Annotated in this window: 20 protein-coding genes; 3 read left to right on the top strand and 17 right to left on the bottom strand. The window is 49.6% G+C overall.

Annotated elements, in window-relative coordinates; all coding sequences use genetic code 11:
* Positions 1 to 99: 99 nt before the first annotated feature.
* The 17 genes from PPTH39_RS03815 to PPTH39_RS03735 form a co-directional block, all read right to left on the bottom strand.
* Entirely contained in the window at positions 100 to 1,488 is a 1,389-nt protein-coding gene (locus PPTH39_RS03815) for an undecaprenyl-phosphate glucose phosphotransferase (protein WP_130871630.1), read from the bottom strand.
* Between the two features lie 281 nt (positions 1,489 to 1,769).
* A complete protein-coding gene (locus tag PPTH39_RS23680; RefSeq protein ID WP_232527601.1) occupies positions 1,770 to 2,411 on the bottom strand; it encodes a winged helix-turn-helix domain-containing protein in 642 nt (213 codons plus the stop codon).
* A gap of 86 nt (positions 2,412 to 2,497) precedes the next feature.
* Complete coding sequence (locus tag PPTH39_RS03805; protein ID WP_130871629.1) at positions 2,498 to 3,202, bottom strand: winged helix-turn-helix domain-containing protein; 705 nt, start codon at positions 3,200 to 3,202, stop codon at positions 2,498 to 2,500.
* 202 nt (positions 3,203 to 3,404) lie between these two features.
* Entirely contained in the window at positions 3,405 to 3,779 is a 375-nt protein-coding gene (locus PPTH39_RS03800; protein WP_130871628.1) for a VanZ family protein, read from the bottom strand.
* Positions 3,776 to 5,857, bottom strand: coding sequence for a YjbH domain-containing protein (locus PPTH39_RS03795; protein WP_130871627.1), 2,082 nt, complete (start codon positions 5,855 to 5,857; stop codon positions 3,776 to 3,778). Before PPTH39_RS03795 ends, PPTH39_RS03800 begins: the two co-directional genes overlap by 4 nt.
* The gene (locus tag PPTH39_RS03790) at positions 5,854 to 6,621 is read right to left on the bottom strand and encodes a capsule biosynthesis GfcC family protein (protein WP_130871626.1); all 768 of its coding nucleotides are present in this window, start codon (positions 6,619 to 6,621) and stop codon (positions 5,854 to 5,856) included. The genes PPTH39_RS03795 and PPTH39_RS03790 overlap by 4 nt, the downstream gene beginning before the upstream one ends.
* Positions 6,618 to 7,277 carry a YjbF family lipoprotein gene (locus tag PPTH39_RS03785; protein WP_130871625.1) on the bottom strand — a complete coding sequence of 220 codons (660 nt, stop codon included), beginning with the start codon at positions 7,275 to 7,277 and terminating at the stop codon, positions 6,618 to 6,620. The genes PPTH39_RS03790 and PPTH39_RS03785 overlap by 4 nt, the downstream gene beginning before the upstream one ends.
* Before the next feature lie 13 nt (positions 7,278 to 7,290).
* Complete coding sequence (locus tag PPTH39_RS03780) at positions 7,291 to 8,403, bottom strand: polysaccharide biosynthesis/export family protein (RefSeq protein WP_416068812.1); 1,113 nt, start codon at positions 8,401 to 8,403, stop codon at positions 7,291 to 7,293.
* A gap of 86 nt (positions 8,404 to 8,489) precedes the next feature.
* Positions 8,490 to 8,804: a hypothetical protein gene (locus PPTH39_RS03775; protein WP_130871623.1), complete on the bottom strand. Its 315-nt coding sequence runs from the start codon at positions 8,802 to 8,804 to the stop codon at positions 8,490 to 8,492.
* Positions 8,805 to 9,218: 414 nt separating this feature from the next.
* A complete protein-coding gene (locus tag PPTH39_RS03770) occupies positions 9,219 to 10,223 on the bottom strand; it encodes a glycosyltransferase family 2 protein (protein ID WP_130871622.1) in 1,005 nt (334 codons plus the stop codon).
* Positions 10,192 to 10,929: an O-antigen ligase family protein gene (locus PPTH39_RS23835; RefSeq protein ID WP_416068811.1), complete on the bottom strand. Its 738-nt coding sequence runs from the start codon at positions 10,927 to 10,929 to the stop codon at positions 10,192 to 10,194. Before PPTH39_RS23835 ends, PPTH39_RS03770 begins: the two co-directional genes overlap by 32 nt.
* Positions 10,930 to 11,396: 467 nt before the next feature.
* A complete protein-coding gene (locus PPTH39_RS03760) occupies positions 11,397 to 12,422 on the bottom strand; it encodes a glycosyltransferase (protein ID WP_130871620.1) in 1,026 nt (341 codons plus the stop codon).
* A 49-nt stretch (positions 12,423 to 12,471) separates the two neighbouring features.
* Positions 12,472 to 12,996 carry an acyltransferase gene (locus PPTH39_RS03755; RefSeq protein WP_130871619.1) on the bottom strand — a complete coding sequence of 175 codons (525 nt, stop codon included), beginning with the start codon at positions 12,994 to 12,996 and terminating at the stop codon, positions 12,472 to 12,474.
* On the bottom strand, positions 12,962 to 14,140 hold the full coding sequence (locus PPTH39_RS03750) for a lipopolysaccharide biosynthesis protein (protein WP_130871618.1): 1,179 nt from the start codon (positions 14,138 to 14,140) through the stop codon (positions 12,962 to 12,964). Before PPTH39_RS03750 ends, PPTH39_RS03755 begins: the two co-directional genes overlap by 35 nt.
* Positions 14,141 to 14,402: 262 nt before the next feature.
* Positions 14,403 to 15,725: a UDP-glucose dehydrogenase family protein gene (locus tag PPTH39_RS03745; RefSeq protein WP_130871617.1), complete on the bottom strand. Its 1,323-nt coding sequence runs from the start codon at positions 15,723 to 15,725 to the stop codon at positions 14,403 to 14,405.
* 461 nt (positions 15,726 to 16,186) lie between these two features.
* A complete protein-coding gene (locus PPTH39_RS03740; protein ID WP_130871616.1) occupies positions 16,187 to 18,415 on the bottom strand; it encodes a polysaccharide biosynthesis tyrosine autokinase in 2,229 nt (742 codons plus the stop codon).
* A gap of 40 nt (positions 18,416 to 18,455) precedes the next feature.
* Entirely contained in the window at positions 18,456 to 18,896 is a 441-nt protein-coding gene (locus tag PPTH39_RS03735; protein WP_016780569.1) for a low molecular weight protein-tyrosine-phosphatase, read from the bottom strand.
* Between the two features lie 1,132 nt (positions 18,897 to 20,028).
* Between PPTH39_RS03735 and PPTH39_RS03730 the strand changes: the two genes are divergently transcribed.
* The 3 genes from PPTH39_RS03730 (at position 20,029) to PPTH39_RS03720 (ending at position 25,190) form a co-directional block, all read left to right on the top strand.
* Positions 20,029 to 20,376, top strand: a complete 348-nt coding sequence (locus PPTH39_RS03730; protein WP_130871615.1) for a DUF6124 family protein — start codon at positions 20,029 to 20,031, stop codon at positions 20,374 to 20,376.
* Between the two features lie 653 nt (positions 20,377 to 21,029).
* The gene (locus PPTH39_RS03725; RefSeq protein ID WP_095018129.1) at positions 21,030 to 23,234 is read left to right on the top strand and encodes an OsmC domain/YcaO domain-containing protein; all 2,205 of its coding nucleotides are present in this window, start codon (positions 21,030 to 21,032) and stop codon (positions 23,232 to 23,234) included.
* 165 nt (positions 23,235 to 23,399) lie between these two features.
* Entirely contained in the window at positions 23,400 to 25,190 is a 1,791-nt protein-coding gene (locus tag PPTH39_RS03720) for a putative bifunctional diguanylate cyclase/phosphodiesterase (protein ID WP_095000564.1), read from the top strand.
* Positions 25,191 to 25,345 lie beyond the last annotated feature (155 nt).

The following is a 25,345-nucleotide window of genomic DNA, read 5'->3' as shown; positions in this document are numbered from 1 at the left end:
TGATGGTATATCTTGGTAGTTAGGCGATATGAATATTATCTGCTGATGCCTGTAGTCAATGCGGAAGGCTCAACTACAGGCAGTAGAAAATATTAATTCTTAATAAATATCTTTCGAGATCAAGGTAAGCGGGGTCTTGATCATGATTTTGATATCGAGCCACAATGACCAGTTGTTGATGTAGTCGAGGTCAATTTCTACTCGCTTCTGCATCTTTTCAATGGTATCGGTTTCACCACGGCAGCCACTGATTTGCGCCAGACCGGTAATGCCGGGCTTGATACGGTGACGGGCCATATAAGCGTGGATCTTGCCGGTGTAATAGTCGTTATGGGCAACGGCATGAGGGCGAGGTCCCACTAATGCCATATCGCCATGTAACACATTGAACAGTTGAGGCAGTTCGTCCAGCGAGGTACGGCGAATAAAGCGGCCAACGGCTGTTACACGTGAATCGTTGCGGCTGGCTTGTTTGACGTGTTTGTCATCATGAACTTGCATGGAGCGAAATTTCCACACCTTGATCACCTTGCCATTCCAGCCATGGCGATGCTGTTTAAACAGGATCGGGCCAGGGGATGACAATTTCACGGCAATGGCAATTCCTGCAAGCACCGGGCTTAGGCAGATAATGGCCGCCAGTGACAGCGAGCGCTCCATCAATGCCTTGCTCAAGGCTGCAGTTGGATAGCTGGTAAGCGGGCTTTCATTCAAATGGATAGCAGGGCGGCCGCCAATTTCACTGACCGAATGGTTAAGCAACATCATGCTGTCCAAGTCAGGTACCCAGACAACGTCGACATTCAAATCAAGCAGGTCGATATACAGTGCTTCAATACGCTGAGCTTCTTGCAGGGACAGCGAAATATAAAGCCGGCGGATGTTATGTTCGGTAATCAGTGAGCGTAACTGGGTCAGTTCACCCACGATAAGTGGGGAGTTAGTCGCGTCTTCAAAGGGGGAAGCGCTGACCACCCCGACCAATGGAAAGTGGTTTTGTTCAATAAAACTGTCAGCCAGTTTCAGGGCCACACCATCAGAACCAATAATAAGGCTGTTGTAATGATGGTTATTGCGCTGGTGATAAAACCTGGAGAGCCGATGCAGGATCAAATACGGCGGCACTTGAATCAGAAAGCCCAGGGCGGCCCAGCTGAGCAGGGTTTCCCGGGAAAATAACTCGCCGGATTTCGTTACGAAACCGATGGTGCACAGACACGCCAGGGTCAGCATCCATCCGAGAAACAGACGGATGCAGCCGTTAAAAAGCGTATGTCTTTTATAGTAAACATGGGTGGCGGAATAGGCGGGCACGGATACAAGCATGGTCAGCACGGCAAGCATGCGGTAATGGAAATCGACGCTGCCTAATTTGGTATAGACCAGTGCCATTAACAGCGCAATGACAAAGGCCATGGCGACAGCCCACTGGCCCCAAAAAGTCAGCCCTCTGGCCACGGTTTTACGATCTAGACGTGTATGAATCAAGGTAGCAGCCTTGTGATAATGACTTGACTATAGGGGAGCAACTGACGTGAATAAATCACAGCACTCTTCCATGTGCAGGCGTTGAGCGGCGCTATATCTGATAAGGTATCGGCCACACGAAACGTTGATAATAAAGGTTCTCAGTAACAAGGGTTCGACGTTTTATAACAAGGCATTGAGCAAATGTTATTTTTAATAGAGCGATAAAATACGGCTTGCAGTGATGTCGATATAATAGCTAATTGCCTGTATCGGTCGGTTGCGTGATTGCTTTATGCCATTTATTCGGTCATTTGCACATCTTGTACCAGGCAATAACCGCGGTTGCGTACCGAGCGAAACAGGCGCTCACCAAAAACACCTTTAAACTTGCTCTGGAGTCGGCTGAGGCACATTTCCAGACCGCTGTAGCTGTATGTATCTTTATTGATGCCGATAATAAGTTCCTGTTTGCTGCAAACACGCTCATCTCTTTGGGTCAGAGTCTTGATCAGCAGCGACTCTATAGCAGTCAGCTGTATGCAGGTGTTGTTATTGCACAGGCGATGTGATGTTGAGCAAAACAACCAGGTATCAGGGCTATTGGAATAGCGTGCGGTAGGCGCAAGGGCTGGAGAGGTCAGGGGAGTTTTCAAAGTAGGAATAACAGTCAGGCCCAGAGAGCAGGGGTGGATGTTCAGCAAGTGAGGCTTTATTGCCGTTATCAAGCTGGCTGCGTTAGATACATGATTGTTAGCAGGCACCATGCCACGCTGTGCATTTACCCAGCTATCCAATTGCAGCGTACGCCACTGCGAACGACTGCGTTCGCCGGTCTGTTGGCTAGCTGGGCTTTGTTTAAGGGCTGCGCTGGGTAAGCTATATGCAATCCAGTTGTTATTGGTCGAGGGTATGTAAGCTGAGTATCTGAGTGTTACCTTCATGCTTCAACGTCTCCATTCGTCGGTGTCAGGCGGGTGCCAGTTGGCGAACTACAGCGCGCTGCAGCGCAGTTCATGAAGTAATTGTTTTATTCCTGAATAGTGCCTCGACGCAGTCGATAACCGAATGCGCGAACACTAAAAATTAATTCCAGGTGATAGTATTTTTTTATCTTGGTTCTCAAGCGGCTAATGGTTTTTTCCAATGCTCGCGGATCATAAAATACAATATTGGGGGCCAGGGTTTTAGCAATGCTGTCCTGACTCAGTACATGCTGCGGCGCTTGTATCAGTGCGTCGATAATGATCATTTCAGTATACGAAATTTCAATTTTTTGACTGGCGCTGCACAATAAAAGCCGAGTGCGGTCAAGGGTCAGGTGGGTAGTTGTGGCCCAGTGTGACTCCGCTAAAGTACGTGACAGTAATGCCTGCTTTTCCAGCGGATCAACCGGTAACTTTATACAGTGATCGGCGCCGGCAAGATAATAATGGGTACTGTTGAACGATTTGTTATGGGTCACCAGTATATAAATACAGGCAGACTCATTGATTGTACGGATATGCTTAAGCAACTCCAGGCTGTCATTAACAGCTTCAGGAGCATTCACCTCAATAAAAGCGGCTTCTGTGGTACTAAAATCGCAAGCCATATTCCCCAGCGTGTCGCAGGCGTCGAGATGCCTCACTTCAGCAGTGACAAGCTGATTTATATCATCGACCAGCGCTTGGCTATAGACAAAATTAAGCGCTTTGGGGGCCTGAATATCGGTAGTGCATCCTGCAGCAAGCATATCACCTAACCCAAGTACTTAGAGGCTGTGGGATTTTGCCATACAAGACAATATCTAATCAGACATTTTATAACATTTGCTGCATTTAGTGTTATTTCTGCTGGCAATTTTCAAGTTTGTGCATATCGAAGGTCGATTTATCGAGATAAATAGCGTTGTTGGCAGTATAAATTATCGGATCTGGCATGAATTCGCACATTGTTCAATGTATGTTTGCGGGGCGCGAGAAGCGCCAAGCTACTAGCAGGCCCAGTGCCACTCCGGCAGTATTGGCAAGTGCGTCGTAAAACGACGCTGTGCGCAATGGAATAAGGGCCTGGGCATATTCAATCAACACCCCGGCCAGTACGTAGCCGATGGCGATCCAGTGCAGCTTGACAGGCAAAAACGCAAGGCGGCAACTGAATGCCAGGGCGAAAAAACCAATAAAGTGATGCAGCTTGTCTTCTTGGGCAAAAAGCTTCGGAATCGGCTGGCTGCGCAAGCCAGTAAACAGCAGGCCTGCGCACACGGCCAAAAACAGCAGTGCACGCAGCCAAAATGGGAGATCAACCAGGCGCTGAATCAGCGGCTTCACTCGGTGATCTTCTCGAAGTTTTCATAGAAGGCATCACGATTGCGGCCATCGGTCATGGTGTGCAGCGAGTACTGGCGATGCAGCATGGCGCCACCGTCTCGAGTTAGCGGGGCCCAGGCGATATTGGCGCGGCTCATGGTCGACACACTCATCATCTCGTCGAATGGAATCGAGATATAGATGCCTTTGTCGAAACTACCTTCGCCGTATTCTTCCTTGGATGCCGTGGTACGGGTTACCCAGCCGCCGAACTTCACGCCATTGGTGAATTCGCGGGAGATATCAATGGTGGTACCCCAGTCACGGGCCAGATAACGGCCGACGCTGACTGCGGCGTCCAGATCGAACGGCAGCTTGGTGTAAGTGGTGATATGGCCAGTTACGGTTCTGTAGTCTCGTAGGCCAAAGCCCTGGTCGAATGCCCGCTGCCGCACATAGTTCAAATCGGCGCCGATCGACCAGCGTTCACCCATGGGGCGATACAAGAGTTCGCCGCCGACACCGGCATACATCGATTCCAGATAACCGCCGTAGACCATGCCATACAGATCCTGGTCCAGTCGCTTTGCCTTGTTAAGTTGTAAGGCTGGCATGGTGATATCGGAGGTGGTGACATATTGGCGCAAATCAGTACGTACACGCGGCATATTGCTGGGTGCGTCATAGGTGAACTTGTCAAAGTTGTTCAGCAGGTTGACGCTGACCCCGCCACTGGCCCATGTATTTGGGGTAAAGCGATATTGCCCTTCAGCATAGGCGCTGATTTGATACAGCAGGAAGCCGTCAGGCCCGCCAAGGTTTTGCTGGTAGCCCAGACCAAAGCCATAGGTAAAGGGATCAGGCTTGTGCTGATACAGGGTTTTATCATAATGAGCCGTGGCACGGTTGACCTCGGTGGTGCGATGCAGATTGACCAGATCCTGTTCGTTATTGACCACGTCGCGAAAGGTCGAGCGCGGGACACTGATTTCTTCCACGGGCATGTCATAACGCTTGTTGACCATGGTGAACCACTGGATCTGATCATTGGCGGTATTGTCCAGAATCCGGCTGGCCCGGCCCGCACCCTTGGCAGTGTAGAAATACTTCGACTGCTCGCCATATACCATCAGTTCGGAATCGCGCTGGGCGACTCGCTCGACTTTATAGCCGGCATTTTTTTCCAGTTGTTGCGATACCGCAGCCCAGTCGATGTCCTCCAGGGGAGCAACCGGTGCTTGTACCGGTAACGGTTGGGCAGGCGGATCATAACTTTTGACCGGTGCTTTGCGGCTGACAAAGTTGGTATGCAGGGTAATACCGAAGAGGGCGGTATTGCCGCGTTCCCAGCCTGCGGTAAGATCGATATTGTCGTTCAGCTTGTACACTGCGCCGATGTTGATCGGAGAGTCCTGGATCTGGTTGTTGCTTTGAGGTTCGTTTTTGTAGTCATTACCGTCGAATTCGAGTTTTAGACTCAAGGGTGCCCAAGGCGTTTGATACAAAACCCCGCCAAAAAGCGCTGGTGAGCCACGGAAATATGTGCTGGTGTTAACATCGCCTACGCTTGTATGAGATGGGCGTGTGTCAAAACGGTCATCAATAAATCCCAGCGGGTTGTCTATATCAGCGCGGTTACCGATGTAGCCCCAGGCAATCCCTAGGCTAAAATCCAAATTTTTGTATCGTTTGTTAGCGACAAAGTATTCGCTCGAGAACAAGCCTGTACCGCCGATATCCCTGAAGCCCAATGCTACTTCGGGCAGCCAGTGACTTTCTTGCCAGAGTCTGACTTTGGCATCGACCGCCTTGTCCTTATAGCTCTGGCTTCCACTCAGCGCCTCTGAGCCGTACATCCTGTTGGTAATGGCGGTGTAGCGAAATGTCCCTTCCAGCCAGTCAAGGGGCTGCAAAGACAGGCTATAACGTGAATAGGGATCTGTACGGTTGGCGTTCAGGCTTAACTCACCTGCAGGCGCCATTCGTGCCGTGGGTGTTTGCAGCAGGCCGACACCACCAAAGTCATTCTGGGTATAGCGCGGCTCCGCATGGGCCAGGCTGTAAGGTAACAAGGCGACAACAACAAAACGTAACTTCAAGGTGCAACCTCAGCCAGCGGTTGGGTGGCGAGGAATTGCGCCAACTGCTCGTTTAAATCAGGTGTGGGCAAATCGGCATTGTCATTGCGTACGGGCACCAGAATCTTGCTGCCCGCCACGGCATATACGCCGTCCTCACGGTTCCAGGCGGCAATGGCAACACGCTTGTAGGTGCCATCAGGGTGTATCAACCACAGGAAATCCGCTTCCGCCTCTTTCAGTCGCGGGCAGCTGTCGAGGTAGTCACGTACTTCCAGCAGGGGCTGATAGGGCAGGGTGCAGTCATGTTCCACTGCGCCTACCACGGACACACTATTGGTGCGCGTCGGGTAAGTTACCTTGTCGCCATCACTGAGCAGATAGTTGTGGGCAAAGCCGACTTCCAGCGCGACCGGGTCAAGGTTAACCGCTTTCCGGCCAGTAACAGGCAATTGACTGATGTCCTGGTGCAGACGTGCCGCCACCGCTGCGAGGCCGTGGTTGTTATTGAGCAAGGCGCCGCGCTGTAGCAGTTTCAGGTCAAACAGCACCCCTACCTTGAGCCGCGTTTGCTTCTCAACTTCAGGCTGATGCAACCATGCGGCTGCCAGCCAGTAGCTTTCCGGATTGGGTTGGGCCTGGCTGATCACATCCAGCAAACGCATACCGGGTTTATAAGCCACGCTGACGGGTTTGAGCACATCACCGCTGACGGACACGGCGGCCTGGCTGATAGCGGCATGACTGAGCAGCACGCACAGGGCCAGTTTTTTTAAAGAGATCACTGGGTAGCCTCCCAGTCAGGGCGCAGATGGACAATGCGCAGCTCAAGCCCTGGCGTAACATATTGCTCGCTTTGCAGGATCACCCCGTCTTCGGGGCGCACCCAAAAATGGTTGGTGCCGCTAAAGCCCAGGGCCGGAATTTCAAATTTTTCATCGATGCGCTGCAGCACATAAGGCTTATCGAGAATGCTCACGGTTTCCAGGCTTTTACGCACAAAGCGGCTGTTAACCGCCAGGCCGACCTGTTGACCCTGATAGATATCGATCCAGCGCGTACTGCGCTCACCGTCTGCCACATGCTGCAAACCGCGCTTGAACGGCGACTGCCCGTCAAAACGGGTACCGTCCAGGCTTGGCTCCAGCCCGGTGGTACGAACCACCAGACCGTTGCGCATCAGCAACACTTGCTTGCCCGAGGCGACCCAGTACTGCAGGTCACCCTGCTGGCGAAGCTTGGCCATCACACCTTGACTGGAGGGTGTGGTTACCAGGATTTGCGCATAAGGCACGGCCGTGACGTCGGCCGCTGTCAATTGCAGCGGCTCCACGCCTTGTACGGCGGCCTTAAAGGTATCGAGCGAGCCCTGCATCAGCGGGCTACAGCCACACAGCAACAGGCACGCCACCAGGCATGAGCGGTTACGAAGAGTTTTCAAAACGGCTCAAACCTTATCGGCTGCTGGCTTCACTGAGGTTGTTACCGGCTGCAGCGCCTGTACCCAGAATGGTTGCCGATGGCAACAACTGGCTGATCAGGCGGTTCCAACGGGTAACCTGGGCAGGGCCCACGTAGACGATGTCCTGCGGCTTCAACTCAAAATGGCTGGCAACCGCAAAGGATACCGGTGACTCACCATCCAGTTGGAAAACCTGAACCGGTTGCGTCTCAAGGTTCTCTGCGCCACGGATTACATACAGCGCATTGCCGTTGGAAGTAGTTTGGTTCAAGCCGCCAACCGAGCCGACAACATCAGCCAGGTTCATGTTTTTGGTTTTGAAGCGGATAGCCTGGGGAGAAAGAACTTCACCCATGACATAAATCTTTTTGCGGTCATTGTAAGGCAGGTACAACTGGTCACCGTCTTTCAAGAACACATTTTGCAACTGCGAGCCGCTGGAGTTCAGGGCATCGATATCCAATACATACTCCTTGCCGTCACGGGTCAGTATCAGCCCAGACAGATCCGCATTGGCTGGTTGAACCCCGGCAGCGCCGAGTGCCTCAATCACGCTTAGCGGTGAAGTAGTGATAGGCATTGGCCCAGCTTTGTTCACGGCACCGGCAAGAATTGCCTTTTGGCTGGCAAAGCGAAGCACGTTCAAATCGACCTGAGGGCTATCTACATACTGCCGAAGACGGTCGGAGATAGTAGTGCGAAGCTCTTCGATGGTTTTGCCCGCTGCATCGACCTGGCCAATGTACGGGTAAAAAATGGTGCCATCAGGGCGTACTAAGCGACCGTTGGAATCAATCTGCTGCTGCGGGCCGGAAGGCGCCGTCAACTCAGGGTGATCCCAAACGGTGATATACAGTACATCGTTGGCGCCGATTCTGTAGGCCGCAGGCTTGAATGCCAACAAGGCTGCTGGCACCGAGCTTGAGACGTGTGTCGCCGCGTTTTGCGCAATCAGCTTGGGAGTGATGGGGATTAGCTCAACCCGACTGCTTTCTGGAGAGCCTTCAGTTCCGATCTCACTGGTATCCAGGTACTGACCGGGCGCAAACATACAACCTTGCAGGGCGAACCCTGCAAGTACCGCGAACGACAAACTACGAATCATCATTGAGGACACTTGTAAAGGAAACACATCAAAATCAAATGCCTGGAATTTTCCAGGTGGTTTAGTCCTTTCGACCTGGCAGGTACTTAGTTGGTACCGGTAGTGCCCGTGGTACCAGTAGTACCAGTAGTACCAGTAGTACCGCCATTGCCGCCACCCCCACCACCACCGCCCGAAGCTGCAGCGGCAATGCCGGCAGCGGCTGCAACACCCAGGCCTACAGCCGTTGTTGTGCTTACGCCACCAAGTACACCGGTGGTGGTGGTCAAGGAGGTGCCTGAAGTAGTGCCAGCCGCACCCGATTCTGCTGCTGAGTCTGGAGCCGGTGCTGCTACAGGCTCAGCTGCGAATGCAGAAGCGCTCAAGGCAAGTGCGAGGGCGGAAACGATAAATTTGTTCATTGGAAATCCTTTTGATGAGTAATCAGTATTTGCAGTGGCATTTGAGCAAGCGTGCCTAAGGTTGCCAACTCAAATTCTCCAGCGCTTGGGCCTGCATTATACGACAAGCAATACACCCAAGTGGTTTCATCCCGCGCATTTTATTTCATATGCCGGTTCAAGAATACCCGCGTAGAGAGGTAGTGATCGCTGACGTTTTATAACGTTCAGAGGGTTTTAATTTATTGCTTATTCGATCTATTAAATTTAAAGCAGTGTTTGTTAATTGTAAAGATCGCTGAGCGAAGCAACCAGTATAAAAAAGAGCTTAGGCAGGTATCTAATATGTTAAGCAGCGCCATCTTGCTGAAGATGGGGCCTGAAAGTAAGGTGCTTAGCCAGATCGCAGCTCTTGTTTTGGGGGATTTCTGAAAGTTATCTTGTATGCTCGAAGCTAGTGTTGGTTTTGTTTGATATGTATGAATTTAACAACCCTTTGATAGTCCCTGCTCCATGGCTTAAATGTCCAATAAGGAACGTTAGCATAAGCAATGGATGTTCGCGTAGAGATATTTCTTTTTTTAAGACGCTTCTCATCGAAACAGTTGCAGATATCAAGAGGTAGGAGCCAGTAAGAAAGAGAGATGTGGTGCTGATAAGTGAAAGTGGAATATTGATTAAAAAAGCCGCTGGTATGATTGCCCTTGCAGGGGGAAATGTGCCGTGCTTTTTTAGTATAATAGGCTTGCAGTAAGCATATTGAAAAATCATCCTAGAGAATTTTGATAAGCTGTCTCGGGTGTTGTATTTGAATGGAGGTGATGGGATTTGAACTACAGTGCCGCCAGCTTTTTTAATTCTGATGTTGTGTTCGTAGTCTTGGCCGCGAATAAAATTTTCGTCAAACCCCCCTACTTCAGCAAAAGTGGTTTTGCGCCAAGCGCCAAAAAGCACAGTATCAACCTCTGTGGGTTTGGATATTTCTTTGCTTCTATGCGATATTCCGACTCCGAAAGGATTGGACATTGCAGTTTTAATGCTTTTCGCAAAGGCTCCGGAGTTTTTATTTGTTGTTAAGTAGGTGCTTCCTACATTTACAAGGCTGCTTTCCGAGGTGCTTAGATAATTTACTAGTGTTTCTGCATAATTATATGGGTATTCCGAGTGAGCATCGCATCGTATAATATACTCTCCGCGACACGCTTGAATACCAATATTTAGAGCAAATACTTGCTTGGTTTTTGGGTTTTGAATGAGTTGGATGTTTGGATTTTTTTCGATGTGTGTATTTACAATTTGTCTAGTCGAGTCAGTGCTTCCACCATCGATAACGATGATTTCGTATTCGTTGGAGGGGGTCTCGCAGTCCAGTAACGACTTTAAGCAACTCTCAATATAGTTTTCTTCATTATAGCTTGGGATTATTATGCTGTAGCGCATGACTATACTGCCTTTTAGTGTTCGGGGGGGATGCTAGGATCCCAATTAGTGTCCAAAACAGGAGGCTCAACTCCATGTTGTTTTGTAGTAGGTATATTTCAAAGTTATTTTGAAATATGACCATTACAACTAGTGCCAGGCCAGTAGAATATTTTTTCTTGAGATGAATGTCTGTTGCAGACTGAATTTTCTTTGAGAAAAAAAGTGCTAAAGATATCAGGGCTAGCATTAAAAAAAGAGTGCTAAATACACCAGATTGTAACGTTGTCTGTATAAATTGATTGTGCGCAGAGTAGGTTACGTCTGCATATTGACTTGCATGGCTGTTAAGGCCATGACCAAGGAAGGGACTTTGGTTTATGGCATGGAATAATTGTTCCCATAATTTTTCTCTGCCAGAGAATAAATTCTTCCCGGTGTTGCTGAACATCATTTCATTCAGGAGGAGACCAAGTGGTGATTGATAGAAATTTACTGTCAGGTAAATAAATAAAGATATTGTAAGTAATAGTGCAGTTAGCAGCGTGAATGAGTATTTTCGTGTATTGCGATGCTTTGCTATATATATAGCAAAGAGAATCCCAAGTAGTGCTCCGAGTAGTGCTGATCTACCTTTTGAGAATACGATTACTAACAGCGCAAGAATTATAATTAATTTTTTTTGTGTGCTTCGAGGGACCAAGAAATAGAACGGGACTAGTAACATTGATGAGACTGTAGAGAAAGCATTTGGGTTGTCATAGATGAATGAGTAGTTGCCGTCTTGGTCATAATGGCCGGTTTTAGTTGCTAATACAATAAGGCATGCAATTACAAAAAAACTGTACAGTGGTTTTATTCCGGAGCATTCAATACTGGTAGATGAAGTGAGGAAAAAGAAACACAGTATGAATACATATTGGGCTAGAACATATAGAGAGCCTGTGTCTCGGTCCTGCGTTAGAGATAGTATGCAAGTGAGAACGAAAAGCAGATAGAATATATAAAAATATGCAAGATCTTTTTTGATTGTTAGTGGTGATCTTTTTTGCGCGCTAATATTTTTCTTAAGTGTGATTATAAGTGTCATGGCAAGAGCCGCGAATCCAATAATCTTTAAACTGTCTGTTGCGATCAATGTAGTCAAAAGCATGCAGAGCAACAATGATATTGATTTTGGTAGTCGTAGGTTTTTCATGATTTATCAATTATAGTGTTAAGTTCTTTTTCAATTGTATGGGACGGGCTGAATTTTGTTTTGTTTGGAGGAGATATATTGCGCGTTAGAGATTTAATTAAATCTTCTAGATCCAGGGATGTATAATCTTCTATGAGTGCCACATTGGGCATATCTGCAAATATTTCTTGGCAAACAGCGATGTTAGACGTTATTAGTGGGATGCCAAACGTAGCCATTTCGCATGACATGACACCTTGAGTGTCATGTTTAGTTGGCATTAGTGCTACTCTATGTGCCGACAGTATTTCTGGCAGCTGTTCGTGCTTAAAAAAACCTTTGATTAGCGTGATATTGCTTGGAGGGTAATTGTAATCAAAGAAGACACCTTTGCCGTAAACTGTAAATGTCACATTTGGATTTTCCAATGCCAACTTATGAACTATATCCATGCAATAGGTTGAGTTGTCAAGCTGGCGTATTGTTACAACGTCAGCTATTTTGGGTGATGAAGCCAGATATGATTTGGTAATAAACTCTTCGTTGACACAGTTATTTATGATGTGCGTTCTATTAGAAGGAAAATCTGTTTTTAGATCTTTCTGGGCCAAGTTCTTAAGGTGGTTGCTGACTAATATAAAATTAGAGTTCTTGGTTTTGGATATCAAATAGCGGATTATTTTTGTTTTTGATGAGTCATATAATTTGTGTATTGTATTATGCACTAGGCGATGTGCTGAGTTTTTGAATTTAAAACTGTATGCTTTAGGGTAATGATGGCTTTTGATTAAAACTTCGTGACCATGTAGGAAGAGTGTTTTGCTTTTTCCGGTGCAATACTTGAGCAGAAATGGCAAGTGTTGTCGAAGGTTGGGGGCGTGCGAAATTATGTGTGTGTAACTATTTATATTAGATGCTGCTTCTTTTTGTGTAATAACATCGATGCCTTGATAGGTGTAGCTCTTTGAGTTGTCAAACGATAGAACATCAAAAGCTACTCCGCGCTTCTTGTATTCAATACACCTCGAATGCACATAAGTCATAGCATACGGCTCATGTTCAGTCGGATATTTCTTTACTAGTATAAGAAGCTTAGTCAAAGTTGGTTCTCGCTTTAATCATTTTAGCAGGGTTGCCGGCCCAAATTTCACCATCAGGAACATTTTTCAAAACAACAGAGCCTGCACCTATCACTGCACCTTTCCCAATATGCAAACCCTGACGGATTATGCAATTAGCACCTATCCAGCATCCGTCACCTATAGAAGTTCTTTTTCTGGGGAGGTTGGCAAGTTCAGGGTCTCCATACTTTATTTTTGCCAGAACAGGGGAGGTAGTCTTGAAAGTGTGGTCGTGCTCTCTCAGGCCAATCATAACACCATAAGCAATGGAGCAATATTCGCCAATTGACGTGTTTTGAATTATTCCGGAGTTAATGTAGCTACCTTTACCTACGGTGGAACCGAACGATATTTTAACATCCCCTATATATTCGGCACCTTTTGATATTATTACATCTTTACCTATTTCGGCATCTAGTGATATTCTGTTGCAAATAAAGTAATGCTTGATGATGTTTATCTTATAGTACGCTTTGGTGAGTATCGACTTTATCATGATTTCTCCCGAGTTTTATTTGTAGGATTGCTAATAGTAAGTAAAAGGTTACCGAGGTTGCTGCATATAATTTCAACGAGTTTGATAGTGTGTCTGGGAGAGTTATTGCTAGAAAAATTGCGCCTAAGTGAAATGCCTGCAAGATAGAATATAGGTTCAGCTTGTTTGTTTTATTGAATATGAAGTTAGTGCCGCCAACTATTGTCTGCAAAATAAATAAAGGAAATAAAATCGTGCAGATCTGCGCTGCTTCTATCCATTCACTTCCCCATGCGGATGAAATTAGCGGTTTTGCGATCACTGGAGTAAGTAAAAGCGGTGACGTTAATATAAAACTTCCAAGCCAATATTTTTTGATGGTTGGTATTGTTTGAGATGAGTGCATTAACTTGTTAATTGCAAAAGGGATCACAGATGAAATTATTATTGCTGTCGGTGCTCTGAATAATTTTTCAGAAAATGCAAATAAACCAGCGCTATGTGGATTGAATTTGGCGGTTATTATTATTATTGGTGTGAATGATATCGCTGTTTCAATAAACCACGCGGTCAGATTTTTTAGAACTTCTATGCGCTTGCGGAGTACTTTACGTACCTCATTTGAAAAAGTCACTTTTGCAGGATTTTTGTTTTTTGATGCAATAGAGAAAATCACAGATACTACTACGTTGGCTAAAGTAGCACCCACTAGTAGCTTGTTTGAAGAAATATCCAGATAGTTAATTAATATTTGACCAGCCAAGATTGTTGTTGCGAGTGCAAGTTTGAAAAGTCCTATCAGAGTTTGCTTGTTTTTCGGTATAAGGTTGTATGCGTTTGAAGTAAATACAGCCATTGAAGATGCTAGAATTAAAGTAAGAATTGCATTGCTGTCTCCGAAGAGTGCGACAGCTGGAAGTGTGGCGAGTGTAGCTGCAAATATAATTTTTTTATCGGTATCATTTAGCTCTGAGTGAACTAAGGAGGTTGTATCAATTCGGAGTGATAAAAAGCCTGATAAAATTGTTGCAATGGCAAAATAGTATGCGAACTCTCCAAACTCTGTTGTTTGATATATTTTAGCAATTATCAGAGAAGTTATGAAGCTTATCCCGCTAGCGGAAACGGTAAGGGCGAGTAACAAAAGTTGTTTGAGGTTTTGCATTCTTGTCCTGCTTTCAATGGCTAGCTGTTATGGCGTTTTTATTGAGTTATTTCCTTCGCAGAACGTGTATGGCAACGCAAGGGGTTACGGGTATTATGTGGTGCTGTACGTTATATGATATTTAGTTTTTGTCTGATTTACATGCGCGGGCTTGATATGAATTGTTGCGGAGAGCTAGGATGTAAGGTTGTCTTTTATAAGGTTGCATACAAGGCGCCTGGCTATAATGTTTCGCCAGGCGCACTTTCAAAGTGTGCTGATGTTATCGGCCTATCGAAAAATAAGTAATATCTTTGTTTTTCATTCTTTTGGGCTCAAATAAATTTCGGCCGTCAAAGATAATTGCTTTTTTAAGTTGCTGCTTAATAACATCGAAGTCTGGGGCTTTGAACGCTTGCCATTCGGTTACGATTACAAGAGCATCAGCACCTTTGAGTGCAGATTCTTTTGTGCCGCACAGGCTTAGATCATCGCGATCACCATAAATGCGTTGTGTCTCTTCCATTGCTTCTGGATCATAAGCTTGTACTTTAGCACCAGCTTTCCACAGCGCCTCTATCAAAACACGACTTGGAGCTTCACGCATATCATCAGTATTAGGTTTGAAACTGAGACCCCAGAGGGCGAACGTTTTTCCTAATAGATTGCCGTCAAAGTGTTTGTTGATTTTTTTGAACAAGTTAGTCTTTTGTTCGTCGTTGCGACTTTCAACTGCCTTCAGGACTTTAGAGTCAAAATCTATACTGTCAGCTGTTCGGATAAGCGCTTGTACATCTTTTGGGAAGCAAGAACCACCGTAACCCACGCCGGCGTACAAAAACTGGTAGCCGATACGAGGGTCGGAGCCGATACCTTGACGAACCATTTCTATGTCGGCACCAAGCATTTCTGCCAGGTTAGCCATTTCGTTCATGAAGCTAATTTTTGTTGCTAACATACAGTTCGCCGCGTACTTGGTCAGCTCGGCACTGCGAACATCCATGACGATGATCTTTTCGTGGTTACGATTAAAAGGGGCATATAGTTCCCTCATAACGTCTTCGGTCGTCGCGCTGCTGGTACCAATAACAATGCGATCAGGGCGCATACAGTCAGCAACTGCAGAGCCTTCTTTAAGAAACTCTGGGTTAGACACTACATCGAAACTCAAGTCCTTGCGTTCACGAAGTGCTAAAACATGTGCGATTCGTGCGCTGACTTTATCCGCTGTGCCGACAGGAACAGTAGACTTATCAATAATTATCTGATGACTTTCCATATGTTGAGCAATGCTTTCGGCAACTGCGAGTACATATTTCAGGTCTGCGGATCCATCTTCATCAGGAGGAGTGCCCACGGCAATAAACTGCACCTCTCCGTGTTTGACGCCAGCCGCAGCATCAGTGGTGAAATTTAAACGTCCGGATGCATGGTTTTCTTTAACTAGTGCTTCTAAGCCTGGTTCATAGATTGGGATATGCCCTTGCTTAAGAAGTTCGACCTTATTGGCATCGATGTCAACACAGACCACGTCATGGCCGACTTCCGCGAGAACAGCCCCTTGTACTAAACCGACGTAACCGATGCCAAAAACTGTTACTTTCATGTCATTCCCTTTGATCGTATGAAGAGAAATAAATAGTTGTAAAATTATTTAAAAATGTGGCTGGAATGGTGTGCGTTTTAATATTTGTCACTTAGTAAGTTTTTGCTGTTCTGAAATTTCGACTTCGATTTTCCTATCTGTTCAAGCATAGTAAGCATTAAAAAACTTAATTAGCTATCTATTGTTTCTAGATTTTTTGCTTGGCCATAAAATATACCTGGCTATATTTTTTATTGCGCGAATGAAAGTTTATTTTTGCCTGATTTGTGTTCTAAAAGTACTCGAAGTGCTCATGGTCAGTAGCTTTCAATAGTCATTTAGGCACGCTACCGCCCCAGGATTACCCGCAAGTCCCTGAAAGCAGTCCATACTTTTTAAGTAATGTTTTTTGCGTAGATTAAGCAGTAAAAGAGCGCTCTTAAAATATCAGAGGGCTCTAAACTGCTTATGTTAATGCGAGGTTAAACGCTGTCCGACTTGTATTCGTAGTTATAGTAACCGTATGCACCATAGCCATACTTTGCTGATGCGCGCTTTTCAACGCCATTAAAAATTGCGCCTTTAAGCTCTATTCCATTTTGGGCAAAGCGGCGCATCGTCAATTCCACTTCTCGAGCCGGGTTCAGTTCGAAACGAGTCACAATCAAGTTGGTGCCAGACTGACGGCCGACAATGGCCGCATCTGTTACTGCCAAGAATGGAGGTGTATCGAGAATTACTTGGTCGTACCTGTCACTGATTTCTTCAAGGAACTCGGTGAAGTTTTTATGCATCAACAGTTCGGATGGGTTTGGCGGGATTTGCCCGCGACCAATAACATCGAGATTCTCAATTTCAGTTTTATGAATGGCAGTATCAAGCTCGCAGCGTTTGGCCAGTAAATCGGATAGACCGTTCTCTACAGGGATACCAAACATTTTATGGATATAGCCTTTACGCATATCCACGTCTACCAGCAGTACTCGCTGCCCCGATTGTGCAATAACTGCTGCAAGGTTGGCGGAGACAAAGGACTTGCCAACCTTGGGGCTTGGGCCGGAGATCATCAGGCGGTTATTGTTGGCTTCCAGCATTGCAAAATGCAGGCTGGTGCGCAGGCTGCGCAACCCTTCAATTGCTAAATCTGTTGGATGACTACTTGCCAGCAATGGCGTGGTTCGTTTACCTCGGCCATTAGGGCTTTTTTCGTCCTCTACTTTTTGTAATGAGCTAAACGGTATAGATGCATATACAGGCAAACCTAGCTTTTCGATGTCATCCGGATTTTCCACTCCGCGGTTTAGCGCCTTACGAAATAGCACCCAACCAATTGCTAAAAGCGCGCCGAGCAGTGTAGCGACTAATACAATTAATGCTTTTTTCGGTTTAACAGGATTTTTCAGGTCCACATCTGCAACGTCAATCAACCGAACATTGCCCACAGCGCCTGCTCGCATTACATCTAGCTCTTGGGATTTGTTCAGCAGCTGGGTATATATTTCGGTGCTGACTTTCAGGTCGCGGGTCAGGCTTAATAGTTCTTGCTGAGTTGTTGGCAAGTTTTCAACTTGCTTGGCCAGGCGCTGTTGCTTGCTGGTCAGTTCGGCCAGTTGGCCCATCAGTGCACGATAAGCCGGATGTTGTGGAGTGAACTTGCGATCCATCTCGGCTTGTTGCAGCTTCAGGGTTGAAATGCTTGTGTCGAGTGCCACGATCTGGTCAAGAATGGCCTTGGCTTCAAGGCTGATATCAATCGACTTGCTGCGGATTTGGAAAGCATTCAGAGCGCTTTCAGCTTTTTCCAGATCTTTGCGCACTTGCGGCAGTTGATTTTTCAGGAAGCCCAAGCTTTGCGCGGCTTCGGCGGAAGTGCGGTCAATATTTTGTTGAACGTACAAGCGGGCGATTTCATTCAGAGTACGGATAGCAGTTTCCGGTTCTGGGCTTTCCAGTGCCAGTGCCACCATGCCGGACTCTTTACCGCGCTCTGCGACATCCAGATCTTTTTGGTATTTCAGGATGGTGGTCAGACGAGGGTAGCGAACCACATCAAATCCAGTGCCGGGGTTGGCTCGGAGGCTTTCGACAAGTATCTTTACACCATTTTGCTCGCTAGGTTGGCCGACCTTACCTTTGACGAGTACATTGTTGTCTTCATCAAGCAAAGTGAAGCTGCCTTCCTCACCACTAATCAATGTTAGATCTGTTGCTAGCAATTCTTGGGGCAGTTGCAGCTCGGAAAGTTTCAGCTGTTCCCCCCCCCATGCAAAGCTGTTCATGCCAAGTATCGGGCTGGCTACACCGTTTTCTATTTCAGGTTTGAAGCGACGAGCGAAGAACTCACCGATCACTGGGAAGCGGTTTGGTGTGATTTCAATGTCGAGATTGAGATTATCTACAGCTGCGCCTATGTTTCTGCGGGACTTGATCAGCTCAATTTCTGTAGCAGAAGGCGATTCCTTGCCCAGCATGCTGCCGATATCGGAGAAGCCCAGCATATCGTTTTTCTTGGCTTCCACCTGAATCAGCGCATTCGCCTGGTACACGGGTGTAGCCAACAGGGCGTAAGCAACCCCCGCAGCCATAAACACGCCCGTGACGCCGGCAATCAGCCATTTATGGTCGATCAGCGTACCCAACAACCCCATCAGGTCGATTTCGTCGTTGTCGTCATCTTGTTCATGGGGCTTTGTCACGGGTGTTTGCTGCATAAGTCGGTTTCTTATCTTCACAGGTAATTCGAGGAATGACTCAGCGTTTGATCCGCTGGGCCCATGCATTTACGGCGGTGTCAATCAGTGCGTACGCATGCACAAAAGCAGGCTTGCCCTGGCGGTACGGGTCGTTGATTTCGCGGTTGTCTTGCCATTTGCCCAGCAGAAAAACTTTGCCCCGAGCCTCTGGAGCGAGGCTTAGGACACCATTAATATGATGTTGTTCCATGACCAAAATAAGATCGGCTTCATTTATTTTGGCGGCGGTCAGCTGGGTGGAGATATGTTCAGGCACAGCGTGGCCATGTTCTTCTAGAACGGCCGCCGCTGTGGCTTCGATGGGTTTGCTTTTTACGGCGCTCAGGCCTGCGGAGCTCACGACGATGTCGGTAGGCGCAAGGGCGACCCGCAAGAGATGCTCGGCGGTAGGGCTGCGGCAAATATTGCCAATGCAGACAATCAAGATTCGTTTAAACAAGGCAGCTTCCTTTGTGCCATACATGCTCAGCCGGCGAGAGCACTTAACGAATCGTCACGACCAATACTCCCTGTCCAGGGAGTGGCTGTGCCTATCAATAAAGGCTGCCGGCATCAGTATGATGTGGCGATGGCCTGGGCAGGAGCACAGTTGCTCCGGCTTTATTACAGATAAAGGGTCGGTACGAAATTGAACGGGCAAAATATTAACTGCGAACCGATTGCAATATCAACCTTTAAATCTGCAGGCGATTTTGTTTGAGCTATATAGCTGTATTTCAATATCTATTGTTCGACAATAAATAACATTTCGGCCATTTTCGACCAAAAATAACTCCGCTCAATGGCAGGTCTCTTGAGCCGGGCCCTTTGTTGGCGGGCGCTGCCCCGGACTTGGGTGCGGCCCTTGCCGGGGCCGTGTACAGACGGGTGGTGTGCGCAGGCCGGTGTTTAGGGGCCCGAAATCGGGTGTTTTTACCGCAGGTTTGTGGCACGCCCTAGCCCTGCCAGGGCTCGGTCGGGCGGGATAGTGGCACTATGATATGGCTGTGTAAATAGTGTTTTAGAACTTGTTTCGGGGCAGGGCAGGCATGGCTTATAACCCTGGAATAATAGTTCTGACTATAAAGCTATATAATTTAAATGATGGCTTAGTTGCTGCGTTAAGTTAGTGCATGTTTCAAAGTTGTGCCCGGGATTGTGTCAGTACAGTGACTTGAATATGGCTTATGGTCGCGATAGGGGCGGCGCAGGGGTGAATATTCACAGTTTGCTGCTTGGGAGGTGGGTTGTCGTTGTTGGGTGGTAAGGGGCCAGGTGGGGTTTTTTGACCTTTGTTTTCAGGCGTTTCGTACGACGTTTCGCTTTCATTGCCGTGAAACATCCTAGAAAATCCCCCTGGCTTGCGCCTGTCCAGTTCGGGGCATAGTCTCGGCCCATCGCTGCCTTTCAGCGGTCGGGTTTAGTAGCCCGGCTGGTAAACTTGACGCAAAATGCCATTGTTATGGTGGCCGTGCGTAGGGCACCTTCGTGTGCGCCGGTTTCCAAGTTTTCCGGTCTACTAACCTGCGTACGGCTGCCTTCCCATTCGTTTAGTAGCGATCAAGGGCAGCTCCATAAATTTGGAGAACCCCATGAAAAAGATCACCCCCGATCCACCCGTGTTATCCCTCGCTGCTGCTGAGGCTAACGACCCGTTGCTGGACCGTGCCGCCGCTGAGCGCGCGCTCAATTACTACCTGCAAAACCATAAGCCTCTTCGCCCCTTGGGCACGGCCTTGTTTGCCATCCCGCACAGTGTCAATTCAGAAGCGGCCCTGGCCCAGGCGTCAGACTTGTTGCGCTGTGCGGGTGCCTGCGCGAATGAGGCGGGGAATGGCTTGAGCGGGCCCGCGCGCGATCTGGTGTTGTCGGTCATGCACTTGGTGGAGCTGGCCAAGGGGTATGTCGACAAGTCGCTGGATACGCTGGCAACGCACTGAAGCAGCACGCGCCTGATTGGCGACAGGCGCGTTATTTAGCTTTAAATAACAGATCCACCGGGTACATATCCGGCATTTGTGTCTAACTGGAATATTGGTTTCGCTCTTACAGCGAGTCCCTTTTGGAAGGACCCAAAATGAACCAAAAGGTCCTCGCCCCATCGTACGGCCTTCGCTGCGCTCAGGTTCCCTCGCTCCGGTCCTGCTCCGTGGGCACGCCGTCACGGGCCATCCATGGCCCATCACGGCTCTCCCGGCATCCATGCCGGTCGACCCACTCCACAGAACCTCCTCTCGGCCTCCCGGGAGGGCAACCAGATCAAAAGCACTGCGCCCCGAGGCGGCCGACCGGCCGGCCTGTTCAGTTCGCGTGTACTGCTCTATTGCTGTAGTCGCTGACGAGGAACGAAGGCTGCGTTCGGCGTGATGCGGCACTCCGACGAAGTCGTCGCAAAATCAGGCAATGTGTTGTGTCTGTTAAATCAGGTTCGCAGGGTTTACGGCTGCTGCGCAGTCGATCGCAGCCTCGTTCCTTCGGCAGTTGCTCCAGGAGCGGGGCGCTTGGCTGCGGGTTATGCGCAAAAGCACAACACTTCACGCGTAAAAGCCGGATAATGGCCGCCATTATTTGTTAGCAACTCTGGTAATCCCGCATGGAAATCAAGGTCAACTTTCTCGACAACCTCCGACTTGAAGCCAAGTTCGATGACTTCACCGTGGTTGCCGATCAGCCCATCCGCTACAAGGGCGATGGTTCGGCTCCTGGTCCGTTCGATTACTTTCTGGCTTCGTCGGCGCTGTGCGCGGCTTACTTTGTGAAGTTGTACTGCTCGACACGCAATATTCCCACCGAGAATATTCGCCTGTCGCAGAACAATATTGTCGACCCCGAAAACCGCTATAACCAGATTTTCAAGATTCAGGTCGAGTTGCCGGCGGATATTTCCGAGAAGGACCGTCAGGGCATTCTGCGCTCCATCGACCGCTGCACGGTAAAGAAAGTGGTGCAGGCCGGCCCCGAGTTTGTCATTGAAGAGGTGGAGAACCTCGACGCCGATGCTCAGGCCCTGTTGATGCCGGCGTCCGGTTCTGAAGGCGGTACCTTTATCGCCGGCAAGGACCTGCCCCTGGAGCAGACCATCGCCAATATGTCCGCCATTCTGGCTGGCCTGGGGATGAAGATCGAAATCGCTTCGTGGCGCAATATCGTGCCCAATGTGTGGTCGCTGCATATTCGCGATGCGCAGTCGCCGATGTGTTTTACCAACGGCAAGGGCGCTACCAAGGAGGGCGCGCTGGCGTCGGCCCTGGGCGAGTTTATCGAGCGCCTGAACTGTAACTTCTTCTATAACGATCAGTTCTGGGGCGAGGAGATCGCCAATGCCGAGTTTGTGCATTACCCCGACGAGCGCTGGTTCAAGCCGGGGCCCGAGGATGAGTTGCCGGGCGAGATTCTCGACCCGTACTGCCTCAAGGTTTATAACCGCGAAGGTGAGCTGCGCGGCTCCCATCTGATCGATACCAACTCGGGTAATGAAGCACGCGGGATCTGTTCGCTGCCTTTCGTGCGCCAGTCAGATGGCGAAGTGGTGTACTTCCCCTCCAACCTGATCGAAAACCTCTTCCTGAGCAATGGCATGAGTGCCGGTAACACTCTGGCCGAAGCCCAGGTGCAGTGCCTGTCGGAGATTTTCGAACGGGCGGTCAAGCGCGAAATCATCGAGGGTGAGTTCGCCCTGCCGGATGTACCCCAGGCGGTGCTGGCCAGGTACCCGTCGATTCTGGCCGGGATCCAGGCGCTGGAAGAGCAGGGCTTCCCGGTGCTGGTCAAGGATGCGTCGCTGGGCGGTGAGTTCCCGGTGATGTGCGTGACCCTGATGAACCCGCGTACCGGTGGGGTGTTCGCTTCGTTCGGGGCGCACCCGAGCCTGGAAGTGGCGCTGGAGCGCAGCCTGACCGAGTTGCTGCAGGGCCGCAGCTTTGAGGGGCTTAACGATTTGCCACAGCCGACCTTCGAAGGTCAGGCGGTAACCGAGCCGAACAACTTCGTCGAGCACTTTATCGATTCCAGCGGTGTGGTGTCGTGGCGCTTCTTCAGTGCCAAATCCGATTACGAGTTTGTCGACTGGGATTTCACCAGTCAGGGCGAAAACGCCAATGCCGAAGAAGCCGCGACCCTTTTCGCGATTCTCGAGGGCATGGGCAAGCAGGTGTATATGGCGGTGTACGAGCATATCGGCGCCAAGGCCTGCCGCATTCTGGTTCCGGATTATTCGGAAATCTACCCGGCTGACGATCTGATCTGGGACAACACCAACAAGGCGCTGTTTTTCCGTGCCGATATCCTTGACCTGCATCGCCTTGATGAAGAAGCGCTGCAGGGGCTGGTCGAGCGTCTGGTGGAAAGCGAGCTGGATGATTACACCGATATCACCACGTTGATCGGTATCGAGTTTGACGACAATACCGCCTGGGGCCAGTTGACCATCCTGGAGTTGAAGCTGCTGATCTGGCTCGCCCTTGAGCAGTATGAAGAGGCGAAAGAGGCGGTGGAGATGTTCCTGCAGTACAACGACAACACCGTGGAGCGCGGTTTGTTCTACCAGGCGGTGAATGCGGTGCTGGAGATGAAACTGGACGAAGATCTGGAGCTGGAAGATTACGAGGCCAATTTCCGCCGTATGTTTGGTAACGAGCGTATGGACGCCGCCATCGGTTCGGTGAACAGTACGGTGCGTTTCCATGGTTTGACCCCCACCAGCATCAAGCTGGAAGGGCTGGACAAGCATCTGCGCCTGATTGACAGCTACAAGAAGCTGCATGCTGCGCGGGCCAGGGCAGCGGGCCTGGCCGGCTAAGCCGCAGCGCAGGCAAAAAAGCACCTTAGGGTGCTTTTTTTGTTTTTGGCGTTCATGGTGAAGCGCGGGTATCGGTGCTTTACTGGATCTTTAAACGGGCACGGGTCGCTAGCCAGGGAGGCCGGCGGATCAGGCACCTAACAGCCTCTTATTTGAGCGCGTTCCATGTCCAATACAGCTGCCACACTCTTGATCGTGGATGACGATGTTCATGTTCGCGAGCTGCTTGAAGCCTTGCTGCAAGAGCAGGGTTACCACACGCTGACGGCCAGTTCGGGTGAGCAGGCCTTGAGTACGGTTGCGCAACAGCAGCCGGATCTGATTTTGCTCGATGCGATGATGCCGGGCACTGACGGTTATCAGGTTGCCCGCCAGCTCAAGGCCAATTCATCCACGGCCAATATCCCGATCATCATGCTGTCGGGGCAGGGCGAGCAGAGTGCGCGCCTGCTGGGGCTGGAAGCGGGCGCTGAAGACTTCCTGTGCAAGCCTGTGAGCAGTGACGAGTTGTGGTTGCGGGTGCGCAACCTGTTACGGCTCAAGGCGTTTGGTGATTATCAGGCGGTGCATACCCTGATGCTTGAGCAGCAGCTTGAAAAACGCACCAGCGATCTGGAGCGTTTTCGAACGGCAATGGGGACTGATGAGCGGCTGCTGAAGATGGCCAATTACGACCCGCTGACGGGCTTGCCCAACCGCGACCTGTTTTACACCACCTTGCAGATGGGCCTTACCCAGGCGGTGCTGCGCGGCTGGCAGCTGGCGGTGGTGACGGTTGGCCTCAATGACTTCAAGAATATCAACCTGACCTGGGGCCATTTGATGGGGGACAAGGTGTTGGCCGAGTTCAGCCAGCGCCTGTCCAATTGCCTAAATGTCAGCGATACCCTGGGACGGATGGACGGTGACGAGCTGGCCTTGATCCTGATGATCCGCAAGGGGCAGCCCGGCCCGCGGCAGATGGTTGATCGTATCCGCGAGGTGCTGCGCGAGCCGTTCAGGCTGCAGGGGCATGACACGCCGATGACGGCCAGTTACGGGATTGCCCTGTATCCGGATGACGGTGCCGAGGCGCACCGCCTGATCAAGCACGCCAATACCGCCATGGGCCTGGCCAAGCAGGCGGGCAAGGACACTTACCGGTTTTACACGGCCCAGATGAATGTCGAGGTTCTGGCCCGGCAAGAGCTGGAAACCGCGCTGCGCGATGCGGTGCGCAAGCAGGCCTTCGAGGTCTATTACCAGCCCAAGATCAGCCTCAAGGACGGCAGGATTTGTGGCGTCGAGGCGCTGTTGCGCTGGCACCGGCCAGGGGTTGCGACGATTTCGCCTGCGGTTTTTGTGCCGCTGCTGGAAAGCCTCGGGCTGATTTCCCGGGTGGGGCAGTGGGTGATTGACCGGGTCTGCAGCCAGATTGCCCAATGGCAAGGTGCGGGGCTTGGCGGGGTGGAAGTGGCGGTCAATGTGTCGGCACAACAGATTTGTGAAGGCGACCTGGTCAGTGACATCGAGCGTTCGCTCAAGGCCCATCAACTGGATCCGCACTTGCTCGAGGTGGAGCTGACGGAGGGTTCGCTGATGGAAAACACGCCCCATACCGTGGCCAGCCTGCTGACGCTGCGCGATATGGGGGTGAAAATTTCCATTGATGACTTTGGCACGGGGTATTCGAGCCTTGCTTACCTGAGCCGTTTCCCCATCGACAAGTTGAAGATTGATATTGCGTTTATCCGTGAAGTCACCTTGAGCCCTCAGGATGCGGCTATAGCCCGGACGATTATCGAGTTGGCGCATAGCCTGAGCTTGCAGGTGATTGCCGAAGGTGTAGAGACCCGTGAGCAGCTGGCGTTCCTGACCGACAACGGTTGCGACCAGGTGCAGGGTTATCTGTTTTGCCGACCTTTGCCGGCCGAGGAGCTGGAGGTCTTGCTGCGCGAACCGCGCAGTTTTATCTAAGCCCTGGGTCTGTAGCAGCTGCCTCGTTCCTTCGGCAGCTGCTACGGATATGGATATGGATATGATTTCAGTGACCATGCACTAGCCCGTTACCCCAGGTTACGGCCGAAATTTCCTTTAACTGTTGCCTTGACCCAACAGTGAAGGATACCCCT

Origin of the sequence: Pseudomonas bubulae, from assembly GCF_900618535.1 — a bacterium.
Lineage (GTDB): Bacteria > Pseudomonadota > Gammaproteobacteria > Pseudomonadales > Pseudomonadaceae > Aquipseudomonas > Aquipseudomonas bubulae.
Note: the sequence above shows the minus strand (reverse complement) of the source record. Positions and strands in the feature narration are given on the sequence as shown.

What these genes read in the sequence shown, in the direction of transcription:
- PPTH39_RS23680 (WP_232527601.1), bottom strand. Translation starts at nt 2,411, where the DNA reads ATGAAGGTAACACTCAGATACTCAGCTTACATACCCTCGACCAATAAC.
- PPTH39_RS03805 (WP_130871629.1), bottom strand. Translation starts at nt 3,202, where the DNA reads ATGCTTGCTGCAGGATGCACTACCGATATTCAGGCCCCCAAAGCGCTT.
- PPTH39_RS03780 (WP_416068812.1), bottom strand. Translation starts at nt 8,403, where the DNA reads ATGATTCGTAGTTTGTCGTTCGCGGTACTTGCAGGGTTCGCCCTGCAA.
- PPTH39_RS03775 (WP_130871623.1), bottom strand. Translation starts at nt 8,804, where the DNA reads ATGAACAAATTTATCGTTTCCGCCCTCGCACTTGCCTTGAGCGCTTCT.
- PPTH39_RS03770 (WP_130871622.1), bottom strand. Translation starts at nt 10,223, where the DNA reads ATGCGCTACAGCATAATAATCCCAAGCTATAATGAAGAAAACTATATT.
- PPTH39_RS23835 (WP_416068811.1), bottom strand. Translation starts at nt 10,929, where the DNA reads ATGTTACTAGTCCCGTTCTATTTCTTGGTCCCTCGAAGCACACAAAAA.
- PPTH39_RS03760 (WP_130871620.1), bottom strand. Translation starts at nt 12,422, where the DNA reads ATGACTTATGTGCATTCGAGGTGTATTGAATACAAGAAGCGCGGAGTA.
- PPTH39_RS03755 (WP_130871619.1), bottom strand. Translation starts at nt 12,996, where the DNA reads ATGATAAAGTCGATACTCACCAAAGCGTACTATAAGATAAACATCATC.
- PPTH39_RS03750 (WP_130871618.1), bottom strand. Translation starts at nt 14,140, where the DNA reads ATGCAAAACCTCAAACAACTTTTGTTACTCGCCCTTACCGTTTCCGCT.
- PPTH39_RS03745 (WP_130871617.1), bottom strand. Translation starts at nt 15,725, where the DNA reads ATGAAAGTAACAGTTTTTGGCATCGGTTACGTCGGTTTAGTACAAGGG.
- PPTH39_RS03740 (WP_130871616.1), bottom strand. Translation starts at nt 18,415, where the DNA reads ATGCAGCAAACACCCGTGACAAAGCCCCATGAACAAGATGACGACAAC.
- PPTH39_RS03730 (WP_130871615.1), top strand. Translation starts at nt 20,029, where the DNA reads ATGAAAAAGATCACCCCCGATCCACCCGTGTTATCCCTCGCTGCTGCT.
- PPTH39_RS03725 (WP_095018129.1), top strand. Translation starts at nt 21,030, where the DNA reads ATGGAAATCAAGGTCAACTTTCTCGACAACCTCCGACTTGAAGCCAAG.
- PPTH39_RS03720 (WP_095000564.1), top strand. Translation starts at nt 23,400, where the DNA reads ATGTCCAATACAGCTGCCACACTCTTGATCGTGGATGACGATGTTCAT.